We start from the raw sequence: 23176 nt of genomic DNA on the forward strand, positions 1-23176 counted from the left end.
GATCACAAAAACTTCGCCCCTGATTAGGACGAAGTTTTTTCGTGGTACCACCTAAGTTTAGAGGATTGCTCCCCCCTCAGAATTCGTTAACGGAAATTACCCGATTGCGACTACTGATTTCACCGCAATTTTTCAAACTGATGGTCGAACCAGTCGTGTTCCCGGGCTTTCACCCACCCCGGGTCGCTGCATACCGTACTGATAAGATCGTGTGTTTGCAATTAATTTGATTCAGATTCTGGTGCCTGGCTGTTAACTTCTGACTGTGGGTTATCTTCAGGGAAAACAATTTCCGTGTAGGTATCCCCCGTCGTTGCATCAACAGGTTCTGGTGCAGCAGCCTCCGATTCAGAGTCAACGACCTGAATTGGTTCTGGCTCTGAGTCTATCGGATCAGTAGGCTGATTGTCAAGTGCTTCAGAGGCAGTCGTATCGATAATTTCGACTTCATCATCAGAGGAAGCGAGCAATTGCTTCCACTCAGGACTCTTCACCACTTCAAGTTGTGATTCCATCATGACCTGCAGCCGTTGCCGGAAAATCCGGGTTTGGCGCTTCAGATCTTCTGTTTGAATCGTGATTGCCTTGGCTTTTTCAGATGCATCGCTCAAAATCCGGTTTGATTTCTCTGTGGCATCCGTCAGCATATCCTGCGCATTGGTTTCAGCTTGTTGTTGAATGATATCGGCTTCTTTTTGCGCGTTACCCTTCACTCGGTCAGCAGCTTCCTGCGCAACAATAATCGATTGATTCAAGGCATCCTTCAAATCAGTGAAGTACTTCACCTTTTCTTGACTATCAGCCAATTCTTTCTTCAGCTGCTCATTTTCGTTGAGCGTCGCTGTGTAATCCTTGATGATTTGGTCAAGAAAATCATTAACTTGATCTTGATCATAACCCCGCATACGGGTATTAAACTCTTTGTTGTGAATGTCTAGTGGACTCAACGCCATCCCAGTTCCTCCTCATTGCACGCGAACAGAAAGTTCTGTTCGCGCTTTTGTTTCAATTTATTTGAGCACTCGTCGATCGGCAGCACACTCGTTCTCAGCTTGTTAACACATTTACACTAATGCGAAGCTTATCTTTTTGGTCGTTCCCAGGACTTGGGTCAGCAAGATGCGACCAAAGCCGCGCACTGAAACCGTGTCCTGTTCAGCCAACATGGTGTCCGGTTGACTGTTGACCTGGAAGTTCAAACGTACCTTCTCACCCTGAATCAGGGTCTTAGCGCGCTGCCGCGAAATATTGTAGACATGTGCGACAACGGTATCGAGCCGCAATGAGCTCACCGTCGTTTCACTCGTTTCCCATTCCGAAATCGGCAAGACATGCGCATCAAGTGGCACTTCTTCCAACCGGACCCCCACCCGGCCAATCTTGGTAATATTTTCAAGCACCCAACTCACCATGCTCGTGCTGACGTAGAACTGCCAGTGACCGCCATCCGTGATGATATCACCAAAAACATCACGACGAACGCCACTGTTGGCCAGCGTGCCCAAAATCGTGCTGTGCGTCAATGCCGCGAATTTCTCCGGGTAATGAATCGCAATCAGCGAGAGCTCAAAGTCAGCTTGTTTAGGTTCAAAATAGCTAGGCGCAACAATTAACCGAGAGCGTTCCGCATCGGAATAACCGCCATCGGTAAATGTTGTGACCTCACTGTGTGTGCCCACCAATTGCTTGGCGATGAACACTTGGCGAGGATCTAGAAATTCGGTCAGTACGGGCCGATATTCATTTCCCGCCTGTTCGATCAGTTCGCTGAAATGATCGATAAACGGAATTTCATCTTTGCGATAATGCTGATATACGGAATCCATCATCATTGTCCTTATCTAATCACGAGATTTAACAAGAAAGCAAACAGATAGTTCAAAAGCCATCGCAGTCCTGACAGTGCCAAAAAGGCAATGACCGGTGAGAAATCGATGCCGGCCAGAGGCGGAATAAAGCGCTGGAAAATCCTGAGAAAAGGATCAACCAAGCGGCCCAATAACAGCCCAAAGCGTGACGTCGATGCCCCAGGGAACCAGGTCATCAGCACTGAAACCATGACCACAATCATATACAGATAAATCAGTAAATCAAGCGCACTGTGAAGCGCGAGTAATAGCTGAATCATGGCACCGATCCTTCCTAATTCGTTGAATCAAATTGCTTGGTGTCGAGCACATTACTCAGATTACCGTCAATTTGAAAATTAGCTGGCGTGACTAAGAAAATCGCGTCGCCAACGCGTTTGATTTCACCATCGATGGCAAACGCTGCCCCAGTCAAGAAATCGACAATCCGGCGCGCCTCTTCAGTGCCAATGCGATCAAAATTGACCACAACGGCGTGATTGGCCAACAAGTGACGGCCGATTTCATTCACATCAGAATAAATCCGTGGCTCATAAACAATAATCTTAGATTGTTGTTCCGCGGTGGGTTTCATCGCGACGACCTTATTGCGTTGAAAATTGTTCACAGCCGGTTGCGACACGGATTGTGCTTCAGTTTCTTCAGCGGTGTATTCAGGTTCATCGTCACCATCATCCATCCCAAAGAAACGATTAAAGGTTGTTCCCAGTTTTTCAAATGCCATAAGTGCATTCCCCCCCGTCTATTGACGACGCCGCTTAAAGAATGGTGGCTGATCGTCATCATTGGGTGTGTCTTCTGTTTCTGGCTTACGTTCAAAAATATCAAAGTCAGGCTTTTGTGCCTTGTCGATTGAACTGTCCCGTGGTGTGCTGCGGGTTTCTGGTTCACGACGCAAATCCCAATCACCTAATGGATCTTGGCGTTTGGTTTCTGGTGCAGGTTCTGACTTGGTCTCGCTGGTGGCAGCTGGCCGACGCCCAGTGGTTGGCGCGTCGGTTTCAATCCCAGTAGCGATCACAGTCACAACGACTTCATCACCGAGGTCTTCGTTGATAGAAGTCCCGAAAATGATGTTGACGTCGTTGGTGGCAGCTTGTGCGACGATTTCGGACGCATCTTGCACTTCATACAGGGATAGATCAGGACCCCCAGTAATATTGAGCAAGACTTGCTTGGCGCCATCGATGGATACTTCCAGCAATGGTGATGAGATGGCCTTCTTGGTCGCTTCAATGGTCCGGTTTTCGCCAGTGGCAGAACCAATCCCCATCAAGGCGGAACCTTGATTTGCCATCACGGTCTTCACATCAGCGAAGTCCAAGTTGACAAAACCAGGGCTTGTGATTAAGTCAGAAATCCCTTGGACCCCTTGACGCAACACGTTGTCAGCTGCATGGAAGGCTTCCATCATTGGGGTCTTCTTGTCAACGATTTCGAGCAAGCGGTTATTGGCAATGATCACCAATGTGTCCACGTGTTCCTTGAGTTGTGCAATCCCATCAATCGCATTCTTGCCCCGCTTTGGGCCTTCGAACGTGAATGGACGAGTCACAACGCCGACAGTTAATGCGCCAATGTCTTTGGCAATCTTAGCGACAACGGGAGCAGCACCGGTCCCGGTACCGCCGCCCATCCCAGCGGTAACAAAGATCATGTCAGCACCTTCCAGTGCTTCGGCAATCACTTCTTCACTCTCTTCAGCGGCTTTTTGACCGATGCCTGGTGTTGCGCCGGCACCTAAGCCACGGGTTAACTTTTCACCCAATTGAATCTTCGTTTCAGCGTTTGAGTGGGACAACGCTTGGACATCTGTGTTGGCAACAATAAATTCAACGCCCTTGACGTCTTCGGCAATCATCCGATTCACCGCGTTACCACCAGCGCCACCGACACCGATAACTTTAATTACGGCTCCGGCGTCATTTTGTGCATCAAGTGAGAATTCCATGTGTGTTCCTCCTAGAAATAATTATTCGAAAAATGTTCCCAAAAACGACGCCAGCCAGCGGGCTTTTTTTCTGCTGGTGCTTCTTTGTTTTTGCGGTGTTTCTTGTGGTGTTTCAACCCGTTCAGCAGTCACTTTGGTGGCACAATTCCAGTTGGAACAGCCTGCATCACAATGCGATCCACTTCTGAGACGCGCAAGGCGTAATGGACCAGTGCCAACGCTTGGGTGAAGCTAGGATGACGAATCCCCATTTCGCTTGGCACAAAAACGTTTAACTGGCTGTTTGAAGATATCTTGTGCAAGTTCAACAACGCCTGGTAAGGCTGTTGTGCCCCCGGTGATGACAATGCCACCCGGTAAGCTCAACGCTTTAGCAGCAGACAAGGACTTCTCCAACCGCGAGAAGATTTGAGTGAGCCGCGCCTCGATGATTTCTGCCAGGTATTGCTCAGAAATCATCGCGGGTTCTGTTTTACCAACGACCGTCACGGGGAATGTTTCATCCTCACTGGCTGCCAATGAATCGGCATTACCATAGTCACGCTTCAGTTTCTCCGCGTCATCAAACGATGTGTTCAGAACGACTGAGATGTCTTTAGTGACAAAATCGCCGCCCTCTTGATCCACATCCGCAAACTTCAGCTTATGATCGTGAATCACGGCTGCGGTACTTTGGCCACCGCCGAGATCAATCACCACGGTTCCAAAGTCTTGCTCGCTATCATTCAGCGCAAACAGTCCCGTTGCTAATGGATTAACCACAAGCTCAGTGAGCGTTAGCCCTGCTTTTTCAATTGCTTTTTTGTGTTATGTAACACGGTTTTAGGTGCTGTGAATAAAATGCCGTGGAGTTCAAGCCGCACGCCAATCATGCCGCGTGGGTCCTTGATGCCATCAAAGCCGTCGACAATAAACTCAGTGGCCTGAAGTGATAAAACCTCACGCTCTGGTGGCAGGTTGCGCACTAAAGCCGCACTCGCAACGCTCGCCACATCCTTATCAACGATTTCTTTACTCTGATCACCAACCGCAATCATACCGGATACAGATTCAATCTGTAATTGATTCGCCGGTACGCCTGCGATTACCTGGTCAATTTGAATACTTGCTTTTTCTTCAGCTTGCTTAACAGCGGCGCGAATGGACGCTGCTGCTTTATCGATATCAACGATCACACCGCGACTCAGGCCTTCAGATCGTTGACTGCCCACACCAATAACATTCATTTGACCTTGCACATATTCGGCAACAATGACTTTTATTGAGGTGGTCCCGATATCAAGTCCAACATATATTCCTTGATTTGCCACGAATCCGGAACCTCCTTTGTTTTCTGCAATTTAGTTTATGCAATGACACTGGTTTCATTTTAACACACCATGATTTAAGTGCGGTAGCTTATCCCGCCTTTTACGGCGGATTTGATGAGATTTTTACTATTTTTACTCACTTACTTCTTTGCCGGTGAGAAAAAAGGCCCCCACTTCCAAGTCAACCGTGCCGGTGGTCTTCACCTGCGCGACAATGCTTGGATAGTATTGAATCTTTTTGGCAATGGTTCGCGAGTCGGCGATGATCTTATTGCCGTCCCCCATATTCAGTGTGATCTGGTAAGGATTGGCATCACCACGGGTGGCTTTAATTTCGGCGATATCTTGGCGAATCGCCTTGGGAAACTTGGCCACTATTTTGATTATCTTTGGCAACTCTTTTTGGTGAAGCCAGTAAAAATGGGATAGTTGCTGTTCGGGTTGGTCTGGCCTTTGGCTTCGATATAGCCCGTTTCCAGCACCAAATGATATTGATTGTGCCGTACGACATACCCCACTGGCGTATATTCCGTCACATGAAGCGTGACATTATGCCAATCCGAGACCTGAAGCTTTGCCGCCTTAATTTCTGGCAACTTCTCGATGCGCGTCGTGACCTTCCCAGGATTCATGAGTAACCCCAGAATCAAGTCGGATTTGGCCAAGTGACTGGCATCGATAATCGTCTGGTCCGGCGTAATCTCCGTCCCTGTGACGGTGACCAAATCGACTTTGGCCAAGGGAGACACCATATAGCCAAAGAAGGCCAACAAAAGCACGATTGGCGTCACAACAAGCCACAGATTACGTCGCAGCTGATTTCTTCGCAGAGCGGTCAGGTTTGGTAAATTTGCCTTGACCTTGGGCCGCTTGCTCTGCGCCTTTGTTTGCGCCTGATATTGTTCCCAGGGCGTCTGTTTAACCGGTTTTTCCTGTCGCTTGAACCAAGCCAATCGTCTTCACCTCATTACTTCATCACTGATTCTAGAACCTGAATCAATTGATCAGCGGCATCGGGTGTGCCGAGTTCTTTTGCTGCTGCGGACATCGCATTGAGTTTTTGCTCCGAGTTCATTAGCGTCACAATCCGCTGGCCAAAGCTAGCATCGATTTTGTTTCTTCAATTAACTCTGCTGCACCGCCTCGCACCAAACTCTGTGCATTGATCAACTGATGATTACCGGTCACATTGGGACTCGGAATCAACACAGCGGGAATCCCCAGGGCGGTGATTTCCGCAATTGATGTGGCGCCCGCGCGGCCAATAATCAGATTGATGTCCGGCAAAATAGCGGGCATGTCATCGACATATGGCACCATCTTCACATTTGCTGGCACTGTCACCTGATCAGCTAGCTGTTGATAATGAATCCGGCCGGTGACAAATAAGACCTGAAAATCTTGGCCTTCAAACGCTGGAAAAGCTGATACAGCGGCCTGATTCATTTTTGGTGCCCCACGTGAGCCACCAAAATCAATACGTCCGTTTTTAGGATCCAAACCAAATTCCGCCAGTCGATCATTGGGCACCAGATTAGCGACTTGTTGCGCCCGCGGATTGCCAGCAAGCACGACCTTTTGTTGTGGAAATGCGCTGGCCACTTCAGGAAAAGCAATCACAATTTTATCGACATAGCGACTCAAGAAGCGGTTGGTCACGCCGGCAACAGAATTCTGTTCATGGATGACCGTTGGGATATGCAGTTTTGCGGCCGCATACACAATCGCACCCGAAACATAGCCGCCGGTACCCAGCACGACGTCTGGTTTGAAGTTTCTCAACATGGTTTTTGCTTCACGCACACTCTTCAGAAAGAGTCTGATGGTTTTGAAGTTTTCAAGGGTAAGTTTGCGTTTGAAGCCCTGTAACTCGAGCGTTTTTAAACGGAATGCCGGCTTGTGGCACAATTTTGCTCTCCAAGCCGCGCGAAGTCCCGACATAGAGCACCTCGTCCGCCAGATTTCTGGCCTTCAATTGTTCAATCAGTGCGAGGGCTGGATAGATGTGACCACCAGTCCCACCGCCAGAAACCACGATTCGCATTTATTTTTCCTCCGCTTCCAACGCAGCAACAGTCTCAATAAATTGGTCACCGCGCAGTTCAAAGTTTTTGAATTGATCCCAGCTCGCTGCAGCGGGTGATAAGAGAATCACCTGACCGGGCTGACTCTGCTCGTAAGCCACCCGTACAGCTTCTGGTAATTGTTCAACACGTTCCACGGGTACACCCGCATCCTGTGCCACTTGCTGCAACAGTGGTGCGGTTTCCCCGTAAACCACCATTGAAGCGACATGTTGTTTCACCAGTGGTGTGAGGTCCGCCATGGATAACCCACGATCGAGCCCCCCTGCAATCAACACAATCGGTGCATCAAAGGCAGTCAACGCCACAGAACTCGCTTCAACGTTGGTCGCCTTACTGTCATTGTAGAACTTGCGACCATTAAACGCGGTCACGTACTGAATCCGGTGCTTGACCCCGGTGAAGCGACGCAAGACAGCAGCAATCGCACTGCCTGCTACCCCTTTGAGGCGCGCAACAGCAATGGCGGCTAACGCATTCTCGATATTGTGATCGCCTGGAATCTGTAATTCACTGGCTTTAATGATGCGCTCTGAATCAAAGTACAACCATTCGCCTTCCTGATAAGCACGTGCCCCAGCGACATGCTGGCGCGAGAACGGCACGATTTGCGCCTTGCTCTGCTTGGCCAATTCGTGCATTTCTGGCAGATCCCAGTTCATCACAAAGTAATCATCAGGCGTTTGGTTCATCGTGATCCGCATCTTAGCGGCCACATAGTGAGCCCGATCACCGTGATAATCCAAGTGAGCCTCATAGATGTTGGTTAATACCGCAATTTCTGGATGAAGTTGGGTAATGCCAAGCAACTGAAAACTGGATAATTCAGCCACAATTTGGTCATCCGCTGTCGCTTTTTCGGCGACTTGTGATGCTGGAATACCGATATTGCCAGCGTCATACGCATGGCCGGTTGTCCGCGCTTCATTGAGCATCTGCCCGATCAGCGTGGTTGTCGTTGTTTTACCATTACTACCGGTCACGGCAATCCAAGGTGCTTCAGAAACCTCATAGGCGAGTTCAGGTTCAGTAATGATTGGTAATCCCAATTCCTGGGCACGCTTGACCATGGGATTGCTATAAGGAATCCCGGGATTTTTGACCATCAATTCAAAATTCTCATCTAACAGTTCCACCGGATGGCTCCCTGTGATGACGCGGATGCCCTCTTCGAGTAGCACTTTTGCATTTTGATTGTCATCAAATTCGCGCTTGTCATTGACCGTGACCAATGCGCCCAGTCGCTTAAGCAACTTAGCGGCGTTGACCCCACTTTTGGCTAAACCTAACACTAACACCTTTTTGTTCTGATAATCCGTGATTGCTTTCATGACCTGACTTCTTTCTTAAATTAATTAATTATAGAAACAACAGTAAGTAGATGAGACTCGCAACAAGGCCCGTCGCCCAAAAGACGATGTCGACCTTCCACTCTGACCAACCTAACATTTCAAAGTGATGGTGAATGGGTGACATCTTGAAGATTCGGTGACCAGTGAGCTTGAATGAGGCGACCTGTAACATGACGCTGGCTGTTTCGCAGACAAAGACAATCCCGATTAACAGCAGTGACCATTCGCGATGCAGCAATAAGGCAATCACAGCAAGCATACCGCCCAATGCCAGGCTCCCCACATCACCCATAAAAATCTTGGCTGGCTTGTGGTTGAACATCAAGAACCCAATCATCGCCCCCATTGTAGTCAAGCAGACAATCAACACATCGGTCCGACCATCGTGTGCCGCGATAATGGCGTAAGTCCCTGTCGCAATCAAGGTCAAGCCGGCCACTAAGCCATCCAGACCATCTGTCAGATTAACGGCATTACTGAAACCGACCAACCACACAATGGCAAACAATGCATAGAGCCAGGTGATGGCAACATCACCAAAAATGGGATATAGAGACTCGCTTCAAACCCTTCATGGAAGAACGCCCATAAGAAAATGCCGGCACCAACGAGTTGGCCCAACAGTTTCTGCCATGCGCGTAACCCTAAATTACGGTGATTAGCCACCTTGACGAAATCATCGACAAAGCCCAACAGTCCGTAAAGTAAAAGAATGAACAGGCTCACCCAAAGGCTCAAGGTCAGAGCGTGTTGCCACATCCCGACCCCAATCGTGGAGACAATAATCGCTAAGATAAAGATCACGCCACCCATTGTCGGTGTCCCTGACTTTTTCTCGTGCCATTTTGGCCCTTCCTCACGAATTACTTGCCCTTCTTTTTTGAAGCGCATGTACCCGATAAACAGTGGTAATAAAATAATTGTAATTGCAAAAGCTGCCACAACTGGGATCAGCATCTGTGCATTTTCCATCCTAAACCTTCAACTCCTATTTGGGTTCAAATTTAATTGTTACTGTTTGATTATCTAATACTTGATTCTTGGCAAGACTCTGCTGGGTGGCAAAACCTTCGCCAACCAGTTTAAAGTCTTTGCCGGTAATCTGAGCGAGCTTCAAGACGTCACTCTTTGCCCACCCAGTGATATCTGGCATCGTCATCGCACCATTGGTCAGCAGCAAGACCCGCGACTTTGGTAACGCCGTGGATTTTGCTTCTGGCAATTGCTGGACGACGGTACTGCCGGTCCCGATGGTTACCGGTGTGAATGTGCTCCCCAACTTGCTTGTGGCATCCGTCAGAGACTGATTCAGAAGATTAGGCACAGTCCGTTGATCCGTGGATGAATCACTATTGCTGGTCGATAGGGCCAAGGCGCGCTGCATCATTGGCTTGAAGATTTCAGCCATGATTGATTCAGCCGCTTTGGTCATCTTCTGTGGTTGCTTCATTGTCACATACAAAATGTAGCGCGGATTACTTGCTGGTGCCATGCCGGCCACACTGAACAAGTAGTTGTTGCTACCCGTGAGATAACCCCCATTCGGACCAGCAATCTGCGCAGTCCCGGTCTTAACAGCCAGATCGACACCCGGCATCTTGTACGCTTGCCCGGTCCCGTATTCGGCAGTCACGACATCGCGCATGGCCTCAATGACTTGTTTAGCGGTCGAAGCCGAAATAGGCTTACCAACCTCTTTTTTGCCATAAGTTGTCGTCTTGCCGGACTGGTCGATAACCTTTTGGATGATGCGTGGTTCAATCATGGTTCCTTTGTTGGCAATTGCGGAAATGGCCTGCAACATTTGCACCATATTGACGTTGATGCCTTGACCAAAACTCGTAATGGCCTGATCCAATGGTTTACTAAACGAATAACTTCCCGTCGCCTCATTCGGCAGTTGGATGCCCGTCTTCTGGGCGAATTTGAATCGCTTCAAGTATTTCTGCCACGTGGCGGCACCCATCGTCTGCTCCAACTTCACCATCCCGACGTTACTGGAACGCGGAAAGGCCTGCAGCAATGGAATGGACCCCCAGCCACTGGTTTGCCAGTCGCGAATGGTGGTGCCACTGACTTGGACCGATCCCGATTGATAATACTCATTGGGATGATAGTTGCCAGAGTCAATTGCCGACGCCAGGGTCACAATTTTCATGACCGAACCTGGTTCATAGGCATCTTCAACGAGCGAATCACGCCACATGTTATCCAATCCGATACCGGTATTGGAATCAAATGTGGGCCGTTGACTGGCAGCCAAAATCGCACCGGTCTTAGCATCCATCAAGACCGCATTCAGGCCGGTCGGTTGATAGGTACTGTTCACTGAATCCATCAGTGTTTCAAGGTAAGTCTGTAAGCCACTATCAATCGTGGTGTACACACTGCCCCCATCGACAGGTTTCTTAACGATTTTTGTGAATTAGGCAATGTGTAGCCATAACGATCGGTCTGCAGTTGTTGATGGCCATTTGTGCCCTTCAACGTCTTGTTGAACAGTTTCTCAATCCCGAGAATCCCTGTCAACTGTGCGTCACTGCCAGACCCACTCGACTTCGTCAAACCGACCACGTGCGACGCGAAAGTCCCGTTTGGATACAACCGGGCCGGATTCTCAATAAACTTGATACCAGGTAGCTTTTGCTTGTCAATTTGTTGCTTCATGGCTAGCGTTAGTCGCTGACCGGATGGCCCGAATTCCACCTGGAACGTCGATTTTTTCTTCGGATTGAGATAGGCCTTGATGGCACTTTGGCTGAGGGCTAAGTAGCGGCTCAACACCCGCGCCGTCTTGGCCTTATCAACCACGTGATTGGGTTCATCACCAATCATCTGCTTTTGTCGAGAATCGCGTAGATGGTATAGGTGTTCGAGCTCTCGGCCACCACATTTCCGTTACGATCGTAAATGGTGCCGCGCTTAGCTCTCAGCACAGAGTCGGTTTGGTACTGATTGGTCCGTTCCTTTTGGAGGTTTGCCGAATCGACATGCCCGGCAACGGCGATATAGATAAAACGGCCACTAAAAATTAAAAAAACCACGGCCACCACGAGAAAAATAAAAATGCCGAAGTTTTTTCGGTTGTGTCGTGGTTGACGTGGTTTGGATGACTTATTTTTCATTTACTCACTCGCTTTATATTGCCATCAACAACCGTCAAGCCATGTTCTTTGGCAAAGGCGGATAACCGCTCAGAATTTGAAAGTTCACCAATCGACTGCTTGTAATTGTTGATTTTTGCGTTTGGGTGGTGATTGCGCTCTGAACGTCTTCGTACTGGCGTTGTGTATTTGCTAATTGGTTTTGAGAAAAGAGGCAGAAGATGCTGACAGCGACAGCTAGGACGCCAGCGAGCAGTGCCAGGCCCTTCTCAAAAGCTGAGAAAGGCACCGCTAGTGGCGCAGCGGCTGGGGCGGCAGTGACTTGTGGTTTTGGCTGTGGCTCGGGTTGTTGCACCAACGCTTCTTCTTCAGGCTGTAATTGCCGTGCTGTATTATCCAACATCTGATCACTCCTCTCCGCGTCGTTGAATGACGCGCAATTTTGCGCTATGAGCGCGATGATTATTTTCCATTTCTTCTTCAGAAGGTAAAATCGGTTTGCGATTCACTAATATGTAGTCCGGTTTGGCCTCATCTGGAATCACTGGCAAGTCTCGTGGTAAGTCTTTCATGGTGCTAACCTCACGAAACATTGTCTTGACTAGGCGATCTTCAAGCGATTGGAACGTGATGACACTGATTCGGCCACCAGGCTTTAACATACGGAGCGCCTGTTCGAGAGAATCCTCTAACGCACCTAACTCATCGTTGACCGCAATGCGTAATGCTTGGAACGTCTTCTTTGCGGGATGACCACCCGTCCGCCGCGCCGCAGCCGGAATCCCAGCCTTAATCAGCTCAACCAGTTCAAACGTGGTTTCAATCGGTGCAACTTCGCGGGCTTGCTCAATTTTTCTGGCAATCTGTTTAGCAAATTTTTCTTCACCATAACGCGTAAAAATTCGCATCAGGTCTTGAAATGACCACTCATTCACAATGGTCCGCGCTGTTAGTTCTTGGCGCTGGTCCATCCGCATATCCAGTGGCGCATCAAAGCGATAGCTAAATCCCCGTGTTGAATCATCAAACTGAGGCGAAGACACACCCAGGTCGTAGAGAATCCCATCGACTTTGGGATGCCCAAACTCAGACAGGGCCGCTTCAATCTCACGGAAATTGCGATGCACTAACGTCAATGTGTCCGGTAATGGCTTCAGGCGATTCTCAACGGCATCAATGGCCGCTTGATCTTGGTCAAACGAAAAGAGATGACCGGTTGTCAATTGGCTCAGTATGCGTTGGGTGTGACCACCACGGCCGAGCGTGGCATCCACGTAAATCCCATTTGGTTCAATATGTAAGGCGTCGGTGGCTTCTTTGAGCAACACCGTTTCATGTTTGAATTCTGTCATTGTTATAACCCGAGATCAATTAGATTTTCAGAGATAGTGTCGAAATCTGTTGCGGCCTCATCGGAGAACGATTGCCACCGTTCTTGACTCCAAATTTCAATCCGATTAGCAACCCCCACCAGCACACAGGCTTTCTCAAGCCCGGCGTGGTCGACTAATGTCTGGGGAATGTTGATGCGCCCCTGTTTATCAAAGGTACACTCGGTTGCGGCGGCATACAGAAATCGCGTAAAGGTTCTGGTATCTTTTTCGTCAATGGAAGTGTCGCCAATTTTCTTGTAAGGCCTGCCATTCGGGCTGCGGATAGCCAAACAAACAGCCATCCATCCCACGAGTCACCACAAAGTCAGCGCCCAATTGTTCCCGGAATTTTGCAGGAACAATCAGTCGCCCCTTGGTATCCATGTTGTGATGATATTCACCCATAAACATGAACGGCACCTCCCGACAAAAACAAGTCTACCACAATCCCCCACAATCCACCACATAATCACTGAATATTCAATTCAGTAAACTAAAAAAACACAGGTTGATTAAAAACCACGTCAAATTTAATCACAAAAAAGACGAACCCCCACGAAATGGGAATTCGTCTTGCAATCAATGTGGGGGCTCAACCCACAATCATGCCCAGTAATCCGATTAACCACCAGACAGTGGTGGCCAAGGCCAACCAGCGCCGCAATTGGCGAAGATAGCGGGTAATCACGAGATCAAAGTGGCGATTGATGGTGTCTAACACCAGGAGCAGCGCAATCAAGCAACTCATCAGCAGACAAATCCACAGATAGTTTGCCCACCACTGACTCCCACTGACACCGATTGCAATAAATTAAATAGAATCAGCCCAGCCATTGTCCAACCGCGATATGTTCGCAACGGGGGTAAAAAATTAAAATGAGCCAAATCACGGGTAACCCCATTAGAATCCACATTGCAGGCCCCTCCTATTTTTTGGCTAAAGATTTGCCGGAATAGTTTCAAACAGGTAAACTATAAAGGAATTTGAAAAGGTGGTCTAGTGTTATTATGAAAAAGAAAAAAAGTACCTTCACACGCGTCACCCAAACTTTTGTGTGGATCATGCTGATTATCACGATTTTGGGCTCAATTCTCGGTGTCTTGAGCAGCTTCCAGATTCTGTAAGCATCGCGCATTGGTTATGATTTAAAAAAAGAGTCTTGCCCCAACATTCAGTTGAGACGAGACTCTTTTTTGTGTCCATCTGTTGAACACAATGCGTTAAAAAAGATAGTGAGTGCAGGCTTCCAAGTCGCAGATGCACTAATTATTTTTGCAGAAGTTAACTTTTGAGCGGTTTGAGTGACAAATAATTGACGCCCAATGGGAATCATCAAGACCAAGAGCACGGTGCCCAGGATCAGGTTCATTACCGCAGAACCCCCGTTAACAAACAGTGACCATTGCCATGCAGGCCAACCCTTTGGCGCATAACTGCCCCAATAAATCCAACCGGCTAAGAAGTGAAACAGATACTTCACACCGGCCCCGATGGCGAACCCGACAATACCGATGCCCACGGCTTTTGATGTCTGATGTTGTTTGAGCGCACGCTGCATCCAAGGATACACCAGCCCCATCAAACCAGCGGCCGCAAAGGCAACCGGATATTCAATGATTCCCTGCAACGGGTTCAGGACGCCGCCATCACCAAAACCACGTAGGACCATGTCCAATAATCCCCACGTCAATCCGGCTGATACAGCGGGTAGGAGCCCGCGACGGTAAGCGAGCACAGCAATGGGAATTAACCCATAACTGAACTGCAGCCCAGAGATACCTGCCGAATGTGGTAGATACTCGAGTGCCATCGCAAAAGCGGCAATGATTGCCGTTTCAAGTAAAGTGACCAAACGCTGATGTTGCATACAAAAAGACCTCCTCTGATTGGCGATTCCCCAAACACAAAGAAGGTCAAAATTCGACTTCCACAATTCCTACGCTCGTATTAACGAACAGGTTCGAAGGGTCTGGGTTTCCCCACTCTCAGCCACTGGCTCCCCTTTGTGAAGGTTCCTCATTTAATTACACTCTAAGCATACCAAGTTTTCTGGTTTTGTCAAAGAATTGGCGCCAATAAGCGTGATAATTCTTGACCAATCTGATGCCAACGCGTTTGACTCGCGACCTGGCGCTGGGTGAGCGGTGTGGCTGCTTGCATATCCGATAGGAACAACTGCTGGAATTGACTAGCCACGTGATGATCATAGATGAACGCTGCCACTTCGAAGTTCAACTTGAATGAGCGCACATCCATATTTGCTGTTCCCGTCGCGACATAGCGCCCATCGACGACCAATGTTTTCGCGTGCAAAAAGCCTTCCTGATAGATAAACACCTGCGCCCCAGACTGAACAATCTGATCGAGATAGTAGCGTGTCGCCCGCGTCATGGTTGGTTGATTGGTTTTGCCCGGGACCATGATGCGCACGTCAATACCTGAGTTAGCCGCAATAACCAGTGCGTCCAGCAGACTGTCATCAGGCACAAAATACGGCGTTTGGATCCAGATTGAGTGTTTAGCAAGTGCAATGAGCCGCAGATAGCCCAACTTGATGGCTTCAATTGACTGACCTGGAGAACCACTCACGATTTGTATCAAACTGTGACCCGCTTTGATTGGTTTCGGAAAATACTCTTGCTGAAAATAAACTTTTTTGACTTTGGCCGTGGCGTTCCAATCCATGAAGAAGCGTGTTTGCAACGATTGCACCCCAGACCCCGTCATCCGCAGTTGCGTATCACGACTGATGGCTGGCCCACGGTGGGAATGGCCAATATTGAAACCACCGATATAACCGACCTGGCCATCGATCACAATAATCTTGCGATGATTTCGAAAGTTGATCCGCAAATTAGCTCGACTTAAGCGTGTGGCGACAAACACCTCAACCTGCCCACCAACACTGGTCAGTGGCCGCCAGAACTTCTGCGACAGTCGGTGTGACCCGAACGAATCATAGTTCACACGAACCCGGACGCCACGTTTAGCGGCCGCCACCAACAGATCACGAAGCTTGATGCCCCAATCGTCCGGTTCAATGGTATACGCCTCTAAGTGGACATGGTTGGTGGCCTGCGCAATGTCTGTAAACAGCTGGTTCATGAATTCATCGCGATCCGCCAAAATATCGATGTGGTTATCCTCTGTGATGAGCGCGCCATCCGCGACCAGTAAGGTATTGATCATCGACATCAGCCCATGCGGTAATTGACGATCAGGCAATAGTGTCTGTGTCTTGGCCTCGTGTAGTTGCGTTTCCACCAACTGATCGATTCCCAAACGCTGTTGGGTTTGGATGTCCCGCAATTTGTTGACCGACAACTTGCGACCAAAAAGCGTAGATGATAAAGCCCAAGACTGGCAACAACAATAACACCAACAGCCACGCCCACGTGGCGGAGATGTCTCGTTGTTGCTTGAAAACAGTCACAATCGCAGCTGCCGTATTCAAAACCAACACGACAATCAAACTCGTTATAATCCACATCAGAATTCACCCTATGCCCTTTGCCTTCAATTCAACGTTATTTGACCTGCACCGCGTGACCAAACCATTTTTCTGGAGCTTGGCCATGGTGCCGTCCTTCTCCAATGCCTCAAATGCGGCATCGATTTTTGATTTCAAAACTTTGTCGCTCTTACGCATCCCGACAGCGAAGTGCTCGCTAGGAAAGTTCACCGAGACGACACGATAACTCTCAGGATTGGGTTCATGGGCGATATAATACCGCGCATAAATCTCATCCATCAATAAGCCTTGAATCCGACCTGCGTTTAAATCGATTAAACCATTATTAAAGGTATCATACAAGACTGGGGATTGGTTCTTGATGTAGCGTTTCAATAGTTGTGGTGACCCGTCGAGGTCTGAAGCACCGCTGGAACCGGTCTGAACACCGAGCGTTTTGCCGCGCATCTTGGCTGCACTGGTAATGTTCTGATTGGCTTTGGTCACTAACACCTGATGATTCACCAGGTAAGGTGCCGAGAAGCCCACTTTTTTGGCTCGCTCTGGAGTCTTTGTATATCCATTCCAGATCAAATCGATAGTTTGATTCTTCAATTCCGTTTCTTTCATCGACCAGTCAATGGTCTGGAAATCCACGTGAACACCGTAGCGCTTGAAAACGGCACGTGCTAAATCGATATCATAGCCTTCGATTTGCCCATTCTTTCGCGAAAGCCCATGGGGACAAAGGTATCATCTAGCCCAATAACCACTTTCTTACTTTGTTCGATTCGAGGCCAACTGTTGGCAGCCGCTTGCCGGGCGCACCCCGAAAGGCCCAGCAGCGCCACAATAAACAGGAGCCCACTGATCAATTTGGTTCGCATTTACTGCACCTTCTCTACTTTGAATGTGGTATCCGCAACCGCCTGCGCGAAATCCATATCATGCGTGACAATCACTTGCGTCATCCCCGCTCGCTTGAACTGATTGACCAAATCGGCCACTGAGTCGCGCAAACTGGGATCAAGAGCACTGGTGGGCTCATCGTATAAAAGAATCTCGGGCTTTAAGGCCAACGCGCGCGCAATCGCGACCCGCTGTTTTTGACCACCAGACAATGAAAACGGATAGGCATCGGCCTGATCGGCAAGATCAAGTTGAGCCAGCAGTTCCATTGCCGCCGCCTTGGCCTCGTCTTCGGGCGTGCCTTGCAGCGTGGGTGCCAGTGTGATGTTGCGCAAAACCGAGAGATTAGGAAATAGTTCAAAGTTTTGGAACACGACACCGATAATGCCGTCTTGTCGCAACTTCACGGGTGTGACGGGCTGATCATTCCAAATGAAAGTTCCCGCATCGGGTTTAGTCAAGCCACTAATAATCCGCAGCAGTGTGGTCTTACCCGCACCACTGGGACCCACAATCGCCAACGTCTCATGATCCTTGATTGTCAAATCGACCTGATTCAAAATTGCCCGATCATTGAATGTTTTGGTAATGCCTTTCAGAGTTAACATCCGACTACCTCCTAACGATAGTATGCGAAGGCTTTTTCAAGCCGCTTCAGTAAGACCGTCAATCCCAGTGTCAGCAACAGATAGATCAAGCCGACCATCACCAAGGGAACCAGCGTCACATCGCGTGCTGACGCGATGTTACCGGCCCGCAACAGATCGCCCAGCCCGATAACGTACACCAGGGAGGAATCCTTGACCAGATTGATTACTTCATTCCCCACGGAAGGTAGGACAATTTTGACGACTTGCGGCATCACGACATAGCGCAGCGTCTGCATCCGAGTCATGTTCAACAGCGCACTGGCTTCGAACTGACCGTTATCGATGGCTAAGAACCCACCGCGGAAGATTTCTGCAAAATAAGCGGCGTAATTCAGAATGAATGCGACCAATGCGGCCGAGTACCGATCAAAGACAATGTGCAAGATGGGCAGACCATAGAAAACAAAATCAATTGCAACAATAAGGGCGTTCCCCGGAAGATCCACACATACCCGCTCAATAAGTCGTGGCCAAGCTTACCCAACCAGCGTTTAGGTTGATAGGTTAAGCCCACCGCCAAAATCATCCCGAGTGGAATGGCACCAATAATCGTTAAACCAAAAATACTCAGGGTCATTTTGACCCCATCCAGTAGCGACGGCAAAATTTCTAACATGTAAGTCATCATTCATCCTCCTTTTATCCAATAAAAAAGCGTCCCCTGCTGCTCGCAAGAGGACGCTTCACCGTGATTCCACCTCAATTTGTCTAATGTTCGCACACTAAACCTCTAGGGTTAAAGAAAACAAAAAAAGCCGTCCTCCTACAGCAATGCTGTAAGAGGGCGGCGTACCGCGGTTCCACCTCATATTCGCGAGCTGCTCACACAACTCGCCTCATGTCGTTTCTTCAACCACGGCGATAACGGGCCCAACCGGAAATCCCTACTCGGTTCAGGACCCCACTCATGGATGTGATCAATCATAACCGTTCACTCACTTCCCAGCCCCGTGAGTTCTCTGTGCAACTTGTCATGGTTGAATTTCCACTCTCTGTTTTTATTGATTGGCACTAAGATACGCCATTAAAAATCCGTTGTCAAGCGTGACGGCCAAACAAGCGGGACCAAAAGCCGACCTTTTTAGGCTCAATAGCCATCAATGGCACGCTTTCACCCAATAACCGGCGCGCAATATTGCGGTAGCCTGACTCGCTTGATTATCCGGATCCATGACGACCGTCTGGCCTTTATTTGTGCTGGCTAAGACGGCGTCATCATCCACAATAATACCCAACAAACCGATACCCAGGTGCTTGGTGATTTCGTCGACATCCATCGACCGGCCATCCGCCATCATGTGTTGCCGAATGCGGTTGATCACCAACCGTGGTGCAATCGGTAATTCTTTTGTTCGAGCAAGCCAACCACGCGGTCAGCATCACTCACAGAGGAAATTTCTGGTGTTGTCACAACAATCGCGCCATCTGCACCAGCAACCGCATTACGGAATCCTTGCTCGATCCCAGCAGGACTGTCCAGCAAGACAAAGTCAAACTCAGGCTTTAGTTGTTCAACAATCGCTTCGACGTCTTCTGGCATCAATGAGTCCTTATCCGCATTCTGTGCTGCGGGCAGGACATAGAGCAGATCGTCAAAGCGCTTGTCCTTGATGAGGGCCTGATGTAGCTTAGCCCGTCCCGTAGCAACATCCACAATATCGTAGATGATACGGTTAGATAAGCCCAAGACCACGTCCAAATTCCGTAACCCGATATCCAAATCGAGCATCACCACGCGCTTACCTTGAAGCGCAAGGGCGGTCCCGATATTTGCGGAGGTCGTCGTTTTACCTACGCCCCCCTTACCTGATGTGATGACTAATGCGACTCCCATTACAATTCCTCCATTTTCCGAAATAGTCGCGGCCGTAATTCCTTGAGCCGGACGATATCACCATGTTCAAGAATATGTAAATCATTGATGTAACTCAGCAAACTGCCGCTTTGCTTGCGATCCTCGATAATTTCAACCGTATCCGCGATGCGAATCTGACTGGCGTGGCTGACATCCCCCGCGATGACCGCTTGGGTATCCCCCTCGCTACCGGCAATAATCAAGCCCGATACGTCGCCCAAGATGAGGACGCTCCCCGTTGCTTGATTGTCGCACTCTTGTGCAGCGAGCCGGTAAAAATCACGTCACCGGGATACTCAACAATCTGTCCAGAACGGATCACACCACCAGCCAAGTGGGGCATAGCTTGTTGATACCGTGCTCGTAATTCCTCGACGTTACCGACAAGGCTGTGAATCTGCTTAATCGAGAATCGTGGAAAGCGATCGAACAGCTCCTCAATCCGTTGCACTTGGTTATCCACCAGCAACCGATTGCCCGTCTCCAACACAAACGCGACAGCTTCAGTTGCCGTGTCGTGATTCAACTGGGTCAGAAGCGTCTCCAGCTGGGGCATAATGACCTCAAAATCCGCCCAGTCTGCCAGCTGCAGCTCAAACCCTTCTTTACGTCCCTTCAAAATAACTGCTTCCACGCGCTCACCCCAGATTATCCTTTACTCAAGTTTATCAATAATCGTGACAAAGGCCAATACACCAGGACAAAAGAATCATGTTTAGTAAGAGATTAGGTCCTAGGTGCTGGGCAATAAAGGTCGTAAAGCCGACATCTGTATAGCCCAAAATGAATTCATCACAAAATCAGCACTGCTAAAGAGCGTCAACGTAATGATGTCCATAATGCCGATAAATAATGCGGATCGGAAAATATATGGCGTCAATTGTTGCACGACATAGACGACAAGCGGCATCAACAAGGCGTTAATTCCCAAGATACCTGTATAGAAACTGTCAAAGACCAAGCCGGTAATTGCCGCAATCGCAACCATCCAATTCTCATCGGGCAAAAGAATGGTGAGCATCACAAGCATCAATAGTGTCAGCTCTGGTACAGCCGTATAGTTTGGATGCAGTAACCACTGCGCAAAAACTTGACTGATCACACCATCGACAATCATTGCGACGAGTAAGAAAACTGGTGCAATCCAATGCTTTTGAAATGGCTTTTGCATCTCCACTAGTCGTTGCCCCCAATCGTTGGGGCAATAACAGTCACAACGTCCAGATTGTCCAGGTCAGCTGCTGGCTTCAAGTAAACCGTATTAGCCAAACCGAAGTCATCCTTCTTGATGCTAGCCACGGTTCCTAACAATAAGCCCTTAGGCGTTGAACCACCCAGACCACTCGTCATAACCTTGTCGCCAGCCTTGATTGCCTTGTCCGTGTTCAATTGGCTCAAAATCAATTGGCCACTCTTTTCATCGTAACCTGAGACGATCCCGTTCACCGAAGTGCCATCTTTGGTCAACACCGTCGCGGCAAAACGATTGGCCGCCTTATTATCGGTCGAAACCATTTCTACCTTGGCATTGGTCCGATTGACCTCAATCACACGCCCGATAACACCACTCCCGGCCATCACGGGCATCGATTTCTTGATGCCGGCACCACTACCGCGATTGATTACCACAATATTGCGCCAGTCATTGGGGCTCCGCAGCATCACAGCGGCCGTGATCTGCTGATAATCCGTCAATGTCGCATTGAGTTTGAGTTGTTGCTTTAATTTTTATTTTCTTGTTTGAGTGTTTGCACCTGAACCTTAGTTTCGGCCAAACTATCGATTTGGCTCTTCAACTTTTGGTTCTCAGTGTAGGCATTCATCATGTCATTGAGGCCATCGAGTCCGCCCTTAACAAAATTGGCTGGTCCTGAAACCACGCGCGCACCGATACCAATCACATCATTACCGATCTCTTGAATCACAGGCGGTGTGTTGCGATTGTTGCGCACGGCAATCGACCCGGCAATCAGGCCGAGACTCGCCAACAGTGCCACCATGAGCACGATTAATTTTTTATTTGAGAAAAAATTCTGCACGGTAATCCCCCATCTGTCCTTGTTGCCCAATTCGAAACTAGCCGCTCGAATTGATGACGGTAAAAATAAAAGGCGCCGAGATTCCCGCTAGGGTCGCTGGCCGCCTCCATTCTCAATTATTCGCGCTTTGAATTAACGTTTGCGTAAAACATCGAGGTTTTTAAGTGATTCACCGGTCCCAATTGCGACACAATCCAATGGATCTTGCGCAATAAATACAGGCACCTTGGTTTCATCAGAGATCACTTCTGGTAAGTGCTTCAAGAGCGCACCACCACCAGTTAACACGATTCCGTGATCGATCACATCGGCCGCAATTTCAGGAGAAGTCTCTTCGAGGGTCTCCTTGATAGCATCGATGATTTCAGTCACGATTTCTGCCATGGCAGTTGCCACGTCAACAGCACTGATTTCGATTGTCTTTGGCAAGCCACTCAACAGATCACGGCCACGGATGGTCATGTCGTCGAGTTCCTTCGCCCGTTCGATTGAAGCGGAACCGATTTGAATCTTGATTTCTTCAGCGGTCCGTTCACCGATTAAGAGATTGCTCTTTTGACGAACGTAAGTGATTAACGCTTCGTCAATCTTGTCACCAGCGGTCCGAATGGAGCGGCTGGATACAATCCCACCTAAAGAGATGGTTGCAACATCTGTTGTCCCACCACCGATATCAACAACCATGCTCCCCGTTGGATCCATGACAGGCAAGCCTGCACCGATCGCAGCGGCGTATGGTTCCTCAATCACAAATGCGTCCTTGGCACCGGCTACCTTAGCAGCATCGATGACAGCGCGCTTTTCAACTTCAGTGACACCACTTGGTACACAGATCATCACTTCTGGATGTGTTCCTGTGCCGAGTGCTTTTTCCATAAAATATTTAAGCATTGCTGCTGTTGTATCATAATCAGCGATGACGCCATCTTTCATTGGGCGAATCGCAATGATGTTGGCTGGGGTGCGGCCAATCATGTCGCGTGCTTCTTCCCCGACTGCAATCACTTCATCCGTTTGGCGATTCTTTGCCACAACGGATGGTTCATGGAGAACAATCCCCTTACCATCAACATACACTAGGGTATTTGCTGTTCCTAAATCGATCCCGATACTCTTTGATCCAATTCCAAACACGTTGTTCTCTCCTTCACCTGCTTCATCCGTACCAACACGGTCTTTTTGCATTATAGCATACTTAACCTTGTTGCCAAACGGGTTTCCAAATCGAG

19 protein-coding genes, 10 pseudogenes and 1 riboswitch are annotated in these 23176 nt (G+C 48.9%); of the genes and pseudogenes, 1 reads left to right on the plus strand and 28 read right to left on the minus strand.

The features are described from left to right. Positions 1-221 precede the first annotated feature (221 nt). The 16 genes and pseudogenes from JCM17471_RS01120 to JCM17471_RS13770 all read right to left on the minus strand — a co-directional run bounded on the left by JCM17471_RS01120 (position 222) and on the right by JCM17471_RS13770 (position 13790). Positions 222-953 (minus strand): DivIVA domain-containing protein, encoded by a 732-nt coding sequence (locus tag JCM17471_RS01120; RefSeq protein ID WP_054776507.1) that lies wholly within the window; start codon positions 951-953, stop codon positions 222-224. Between the two features lie 94 nt (positions 954-1047). Then, positions 1048-1826 (minus strand): annotated as a pseudogene (locus tag JCM17471_RS01125) (YlmH family RNA-binding protein). Positions 1827-1837: 11 nt separating this feature from the next. Then, entirely contained in the window at positions 1838-2128 is a 291-nt protein-coding gene (locus JCM17471_RS01130) for a YggT family protein (protein WP_054776508.1), read from the minus strand. 14 nt (positions 2129-2142) lie between these two features. Continuing rightward, positions 2143-2592: a cell division protein SepF gene (locus JCM17471_RS01135; protein ID WP_054776509.1), complete on the minus strand. Its 450-nt coding sequence runs from the start codon at positions 2590-2592 to the stop codon at positions 2143-2145. Between the two features lie 18 nt (positions 2593-2610). Then, positions 2611-3819 (minus strand): cell division protein FtsZ, encoded by a 1209-nt coding sequence (gene ftsZ / locus JCM17471_RS01140; protein WP_054776510.1) that lies wholly within the window; start codon positions 3817-3819, stop codon positions 2611-2613. A gap of 149 nt (positions 3820-3968) precedes the next feature. Continuing rightward, a pseudogene (gene ftsA / locus JCM17471_RS01145) lies at positions 3969-5129 on the minus strand (cell division protein FtsA); the annotation flags it as partial. A gap of 132 nt (positions 5130-5261) precedes the next feature. After that, entirely contained in the window at positions 5262-5504 is a 243-nt protein-coding gene (locus JCM17471_RS14755) for a cell division protein FtsQ/DivIB (protein ID WP_054776511.1), read from the minus strand. A gap of 8 nt (positions 5505-5512) precedes the next feature. Further along, a complete protein-coding gene (locus JCM17471_RS01155) occupies positions 5513-6082 on the minus strand; it encodes a cell division protein FtsQ/DivIB (protein ID WP_054776512.1) in 570 nt (189 codons plus the stop codon). A 14-nt stretch (positions 6083-6096) separates the two neighbouring features. After that, positions 6097-7173, minus strand: a pseudogene (gene murG, locus JCM17471_RS01160) (undecaprenyldiphospho-muramoylpentapeptide beta-N-acetylglucosaminyltransferase). Next, positions 7174-8544, minus strand: a complete 1371-nt coding sequence (gene murD, locus JCM17471_RS01165) for a UDP-N-acetylmuramoyl-L-alanine--D-glutamate ligase (protein WP_054776513.1) — start codon at positions 8542-8544, stop codon at positions 7174-7176. A 28-nt stretch (positions 8545-8572) separates the two neighbouring features. Beyond that, positions 8573-9537, minus strand: a pseudogene (gene mraY, locus JCM17471_RS01170) (phospho-N-acetylmuramoyl-pentapeptide-transferase). 16 nt (positions 9538-9553) lie between these two features. Continuing rightward, positions 9554-11690, minus strand: a pseudogene (locus JCM17471_RS01175) (penicillin-binding protein). Between the two features lie 34 nt (positions 11691-11724). Next, positions 11725-12072 carry a hypothetical protein gene (locus JCM17471_RS14370; RefSeq protein ID WP_225354054.1) on the minus strand — a complete coding sequence of 116 codons (348 nt, stop codon included), beginning with the start codon at positions 12070-12072 and terminating at the stop codon, positions 11725-11727. Between the two features lie 4 nt (positions 12073-12076). Further along, the gene (gene rsmH, locus JCM17471_RS01185; RefSeq protein WP_054776514.1) at positions 12077-13021 is read right to left on the minus strand and encodes a 16S rRNA (cytosine(1402)-N(4))-methyltransferase RsmH; all 945 of its coding nucleotides are present in this window, start codon (positions 13019-13021) and stop codon (positions 12077-12079) included. A 2-nt stretch (positions 13022-13023) separates the two neighbouring features. Beyond that, positions 13024-13453, minus strand: a pseudogene (gene mraZ / locus JCM17471_RS01190) (division/cell wall cluster transcriptional repressor MraZ). Positions 13454-13634: 181 nt separating this feature from the next. Further along, a complete protein-coding gene (locus tag JCM17471_RS13770; RefSeq protein WP_156321538.1) occupies positions 13635-13790 on the minus strand; it encodes a hypothetical protein in 156 nt (51 codons plus the stop codon). Between the two features lie 260 nt (positions 13791-14050). Between JCM17471_RS13770 and JCM17471_RS13225 the strand changes: the two genes are divergently transcribed. After that, the gene (locus tag JCM17471_RS13225; protein WP_082395143.1) at positions 14051-14167 is read left to right on the plus strand and encodes a DUF4044 domain-containing protein; all 117 of its coding nucleotides are present in this window, start codon (positions 14051-14053) and stop codon (positions 14165-14167) included. Positions 14168-14214: 47 nt separating this feature from the next. On the opposite strand, the gene thiT is transcribed toward JCM17471_RS13225, so the two are convergent. The 12 genes and pseudogenes from thiT to JCM17471_RS01245 all read right to left on the minus strand — a co-directional run bounded on the left by thiT (position 14215) and on the right by JCM17471_RS01245 (position 23081). Then, positions 14215-14910 (minus strand): energy-coupled thiamine transporter ThiT, encoded by a 696-nt coding sequence (gene thiT / locus JCM17471_RS01195; protein ID WP_082395144.1) that lies wholly within the window; start codon positions 14908-14910, stop codon positions 14215-14217. 49 nt (positions 14911-14959) lie between these two features. Then, positions 14960-15056: riboswitch (TPP riboswitch) on the minus strand. Positions 15057-15101: 45 nt separating this feature from the next. Continuing rightward, positions 15102-16367, minus strand: a complete 1266-nt coding sequence (cls, locus tag JCM17471_RS01200; RefSeq protein ID WP_225354055.1) for a cardiolipin synthase — start codon at positions 16365-16367, stop codon at positions 15102-15104. Further along, positions 16261-16533 (minus strand): PLDc N-terminal domain-containing protein, encoded by a 273-nt coding sequence (locus JCM17471_RS14765; protein WP_225354056.1) that lies wholly within the window; start codon positions 16531-16533, stop codon positions 16261-16263. Before JCM17471_RS14765 ends, cls begins: the two co-directional genes overlap by 107 nt. A gap of 37 nt (positions 16534-16570) precedes the next feature. After that, a pseudogene (locus tag JCM17471_RS01205) lies at positions 16571-17381 on the minus strand (amino acid ABC transporter substrate-binding protein). After that, on the minus strand, positions 17382-18011 hold the full coding sequence (locus tag JCM17471_RS01210) for an amino acid ABC transporter ATP-binding protein (RefSeq protein WP_054776515.1): 630 nt from the start codon (positions 18009-18011) through the stop codon (positions 17382-17384). 11 nt (positions 18012-18022) lie between these two features. After that, positions 18023-18678: pseudogene (locus tag JCM17471_RS01215) on the minus strand (amino acid ABC transporter permease). A 413-nt stretch (positions 18679-19091) separates the two neighbouring features. After that, positions 19092-19887, minus strand: a pseudogene (minD, locus tag JCM17471_RS16190) (septum site-determining protein MinD). Continuing rightward, on the minus strand, positions 19887-20129 hold the full coding sequence (locus tag JCM17471_RS01225; RefSeq protein ID WP_162208326.1) for a septum site-determining protein MinC: 243 nt from the start codon (positions 20127-20129) through the stop codon (positions 19887-19889). The pseudogene minD and the gene JCM17471_RS01225 overlap by 1 nt, the downstream one beginning before the upstream one ends. Then, on the minus strand, positions 20108-20542 hold the full coding sequence (locus tag JCM17471_RS01230; RefSeq protein ID WP_156321539.1) for a hypothetical protein: 435 nt from the start codon (positions 20540-20542) through the stop codon (positions 20108-20110). The genes JCM17471_RS01225 and JCM17471_RS01230 overlap by 22 nt, the downstream gene beginning before the upstream one ends. Before the next feature lie 99 nt (positions 20543-20641). Then, a complete protein-coding gene (mreD, locus tag JCM17471_RS01235; RefSeq protein ID WP_225354074.1) occupies positions 20642-21079 on the minus strand; it encodes a rod shape-determining protein MreD in 438 nt (145 codons plus the stop codon). 5 nt (positions 21080-21084) lie between these two features. Further along, positions 21085-21947: pseudogene (gene mreC, locus JCM17471_RS01240) on the minus strand (rod shape-determining protein MreC). A 132-nt stretch (positions 21948-22079) separates the two neighbouring features. Beyond that, positions 22080-23081 (minus strand): rod shape-determining protein, encoded by a 1002-nt coding sequence (locus tag JCM17471_RS01245; protein WP_054776518.1) that lies wholly within the window; start codon positions 23079-23081, stop codon positions 22080-22082. Positions 23082-23176 lie beyond the last annotated feature (95 nt).

The organism is Lacticaseibacillus saniviri JCM 17471 = DSM 24301 (genome assembly GCF_001311785.1).
GTDB classification, from domain to species: Bacteria; Bacillota; Bacilli; order Lactobacillales; family Lactobacillaceae; genus Lacticaseibacillus; species Lacticaseibacillus saniviri.

Excerpts from the sequence above, each read along its gene's own strand:
- JCM17471_RS01120 (WP_054776507.1), bottom strand. The coding sequence starts at position 953 with ATGGCGTTGAGTCCACTAGACATTCACAACAAAGAGTTTAATACCCGT.
- JCM17471_RS01130 (WP_054776508.1), bottom strand. The coding sequence starts at position 2,128 with ATGATTCAGCTATTACTCGCGCTTCACAGTGCGCTTGATTTACTGATT.
- JCM17471_RS01135 (WP_054776509.1), bottom strand. The coding sequence starts at position 2,592 with ATGGCATTTGAAAAACTGGGAACAACCTTTAATCGTTTCTTTGGGATG.
- ftsZ (WP_054776510.1), bottom strand. The coding sequence starts at position 3,819 with ATGGAATTCTCACTTGATGCACAAAATGACGCCGGAGCCGTAATTAAA.
- murD (WP_054776513.1), bottom strand. The coding sequence starts at position 8,544 with ATGAAAGCAATCACGGATTATCAGAACAAAAAGGTGTTAGTGTTAGGT.
- JCM17471_RS14370 (WP_225354054.1), bottom strand. The coding sequence starts at position 12,072 with ATGTTGGATAATACAGCACGGCAATTACAGCCTGAAGAAGAAGCGTTG.
- rsmH (WP_054776514.1), bottom strand. The coding sequence starts at position 13,021 with ATGACAGAATTCAAACATGAAACGGTGTTGCTCAAAGAAGCCACCGAC.
- JCM17471_RS13770 (WP_156321538.1), bottom strand. The coding sequence starts at position 13,790 with ATGAGTTGCTTGATTGCGCTGCTCCTGGTGTTAGACACCATCAATCGC.
- JCM17471_RS13225 (WP_082395143.1), top strand. The coding sequence starts at position 14,051 with ATGAAAAAGAAAAAAAGTACCTTCACACGCGTCACCCAAACTTTTGTG.
- thiT (WP_082395144.1), bottom strand. The coding sequence starts at position 14,910 with ATGCAACATCAGCGTTTGGTCACTTTACTTGAAACGGCAATCATTGCC.
- JCM17471_RS14765 (WP_225354056.1), bottom strand. The coding sequence starts at position 16,533 with ATGTGGATTATAACGAGTTTGATTGTCGTGTTGGTTTTGAATACGGCA.
- JCM17471_RS01210 (WP_054776515.1), bottom strand. The coding sequence starts at position 18,011 with ATGTTAACTCTGAAAGGCATTACCAAAACATTCAATGATCGGGCAATT.
- mreD (WP_225354074.1), bottom strand. The coding sequence starts at position 21,079 with ATGCAAAAGCCATTTCAAAAGCATTGGATTGCACCAGTTTTCTTACTC.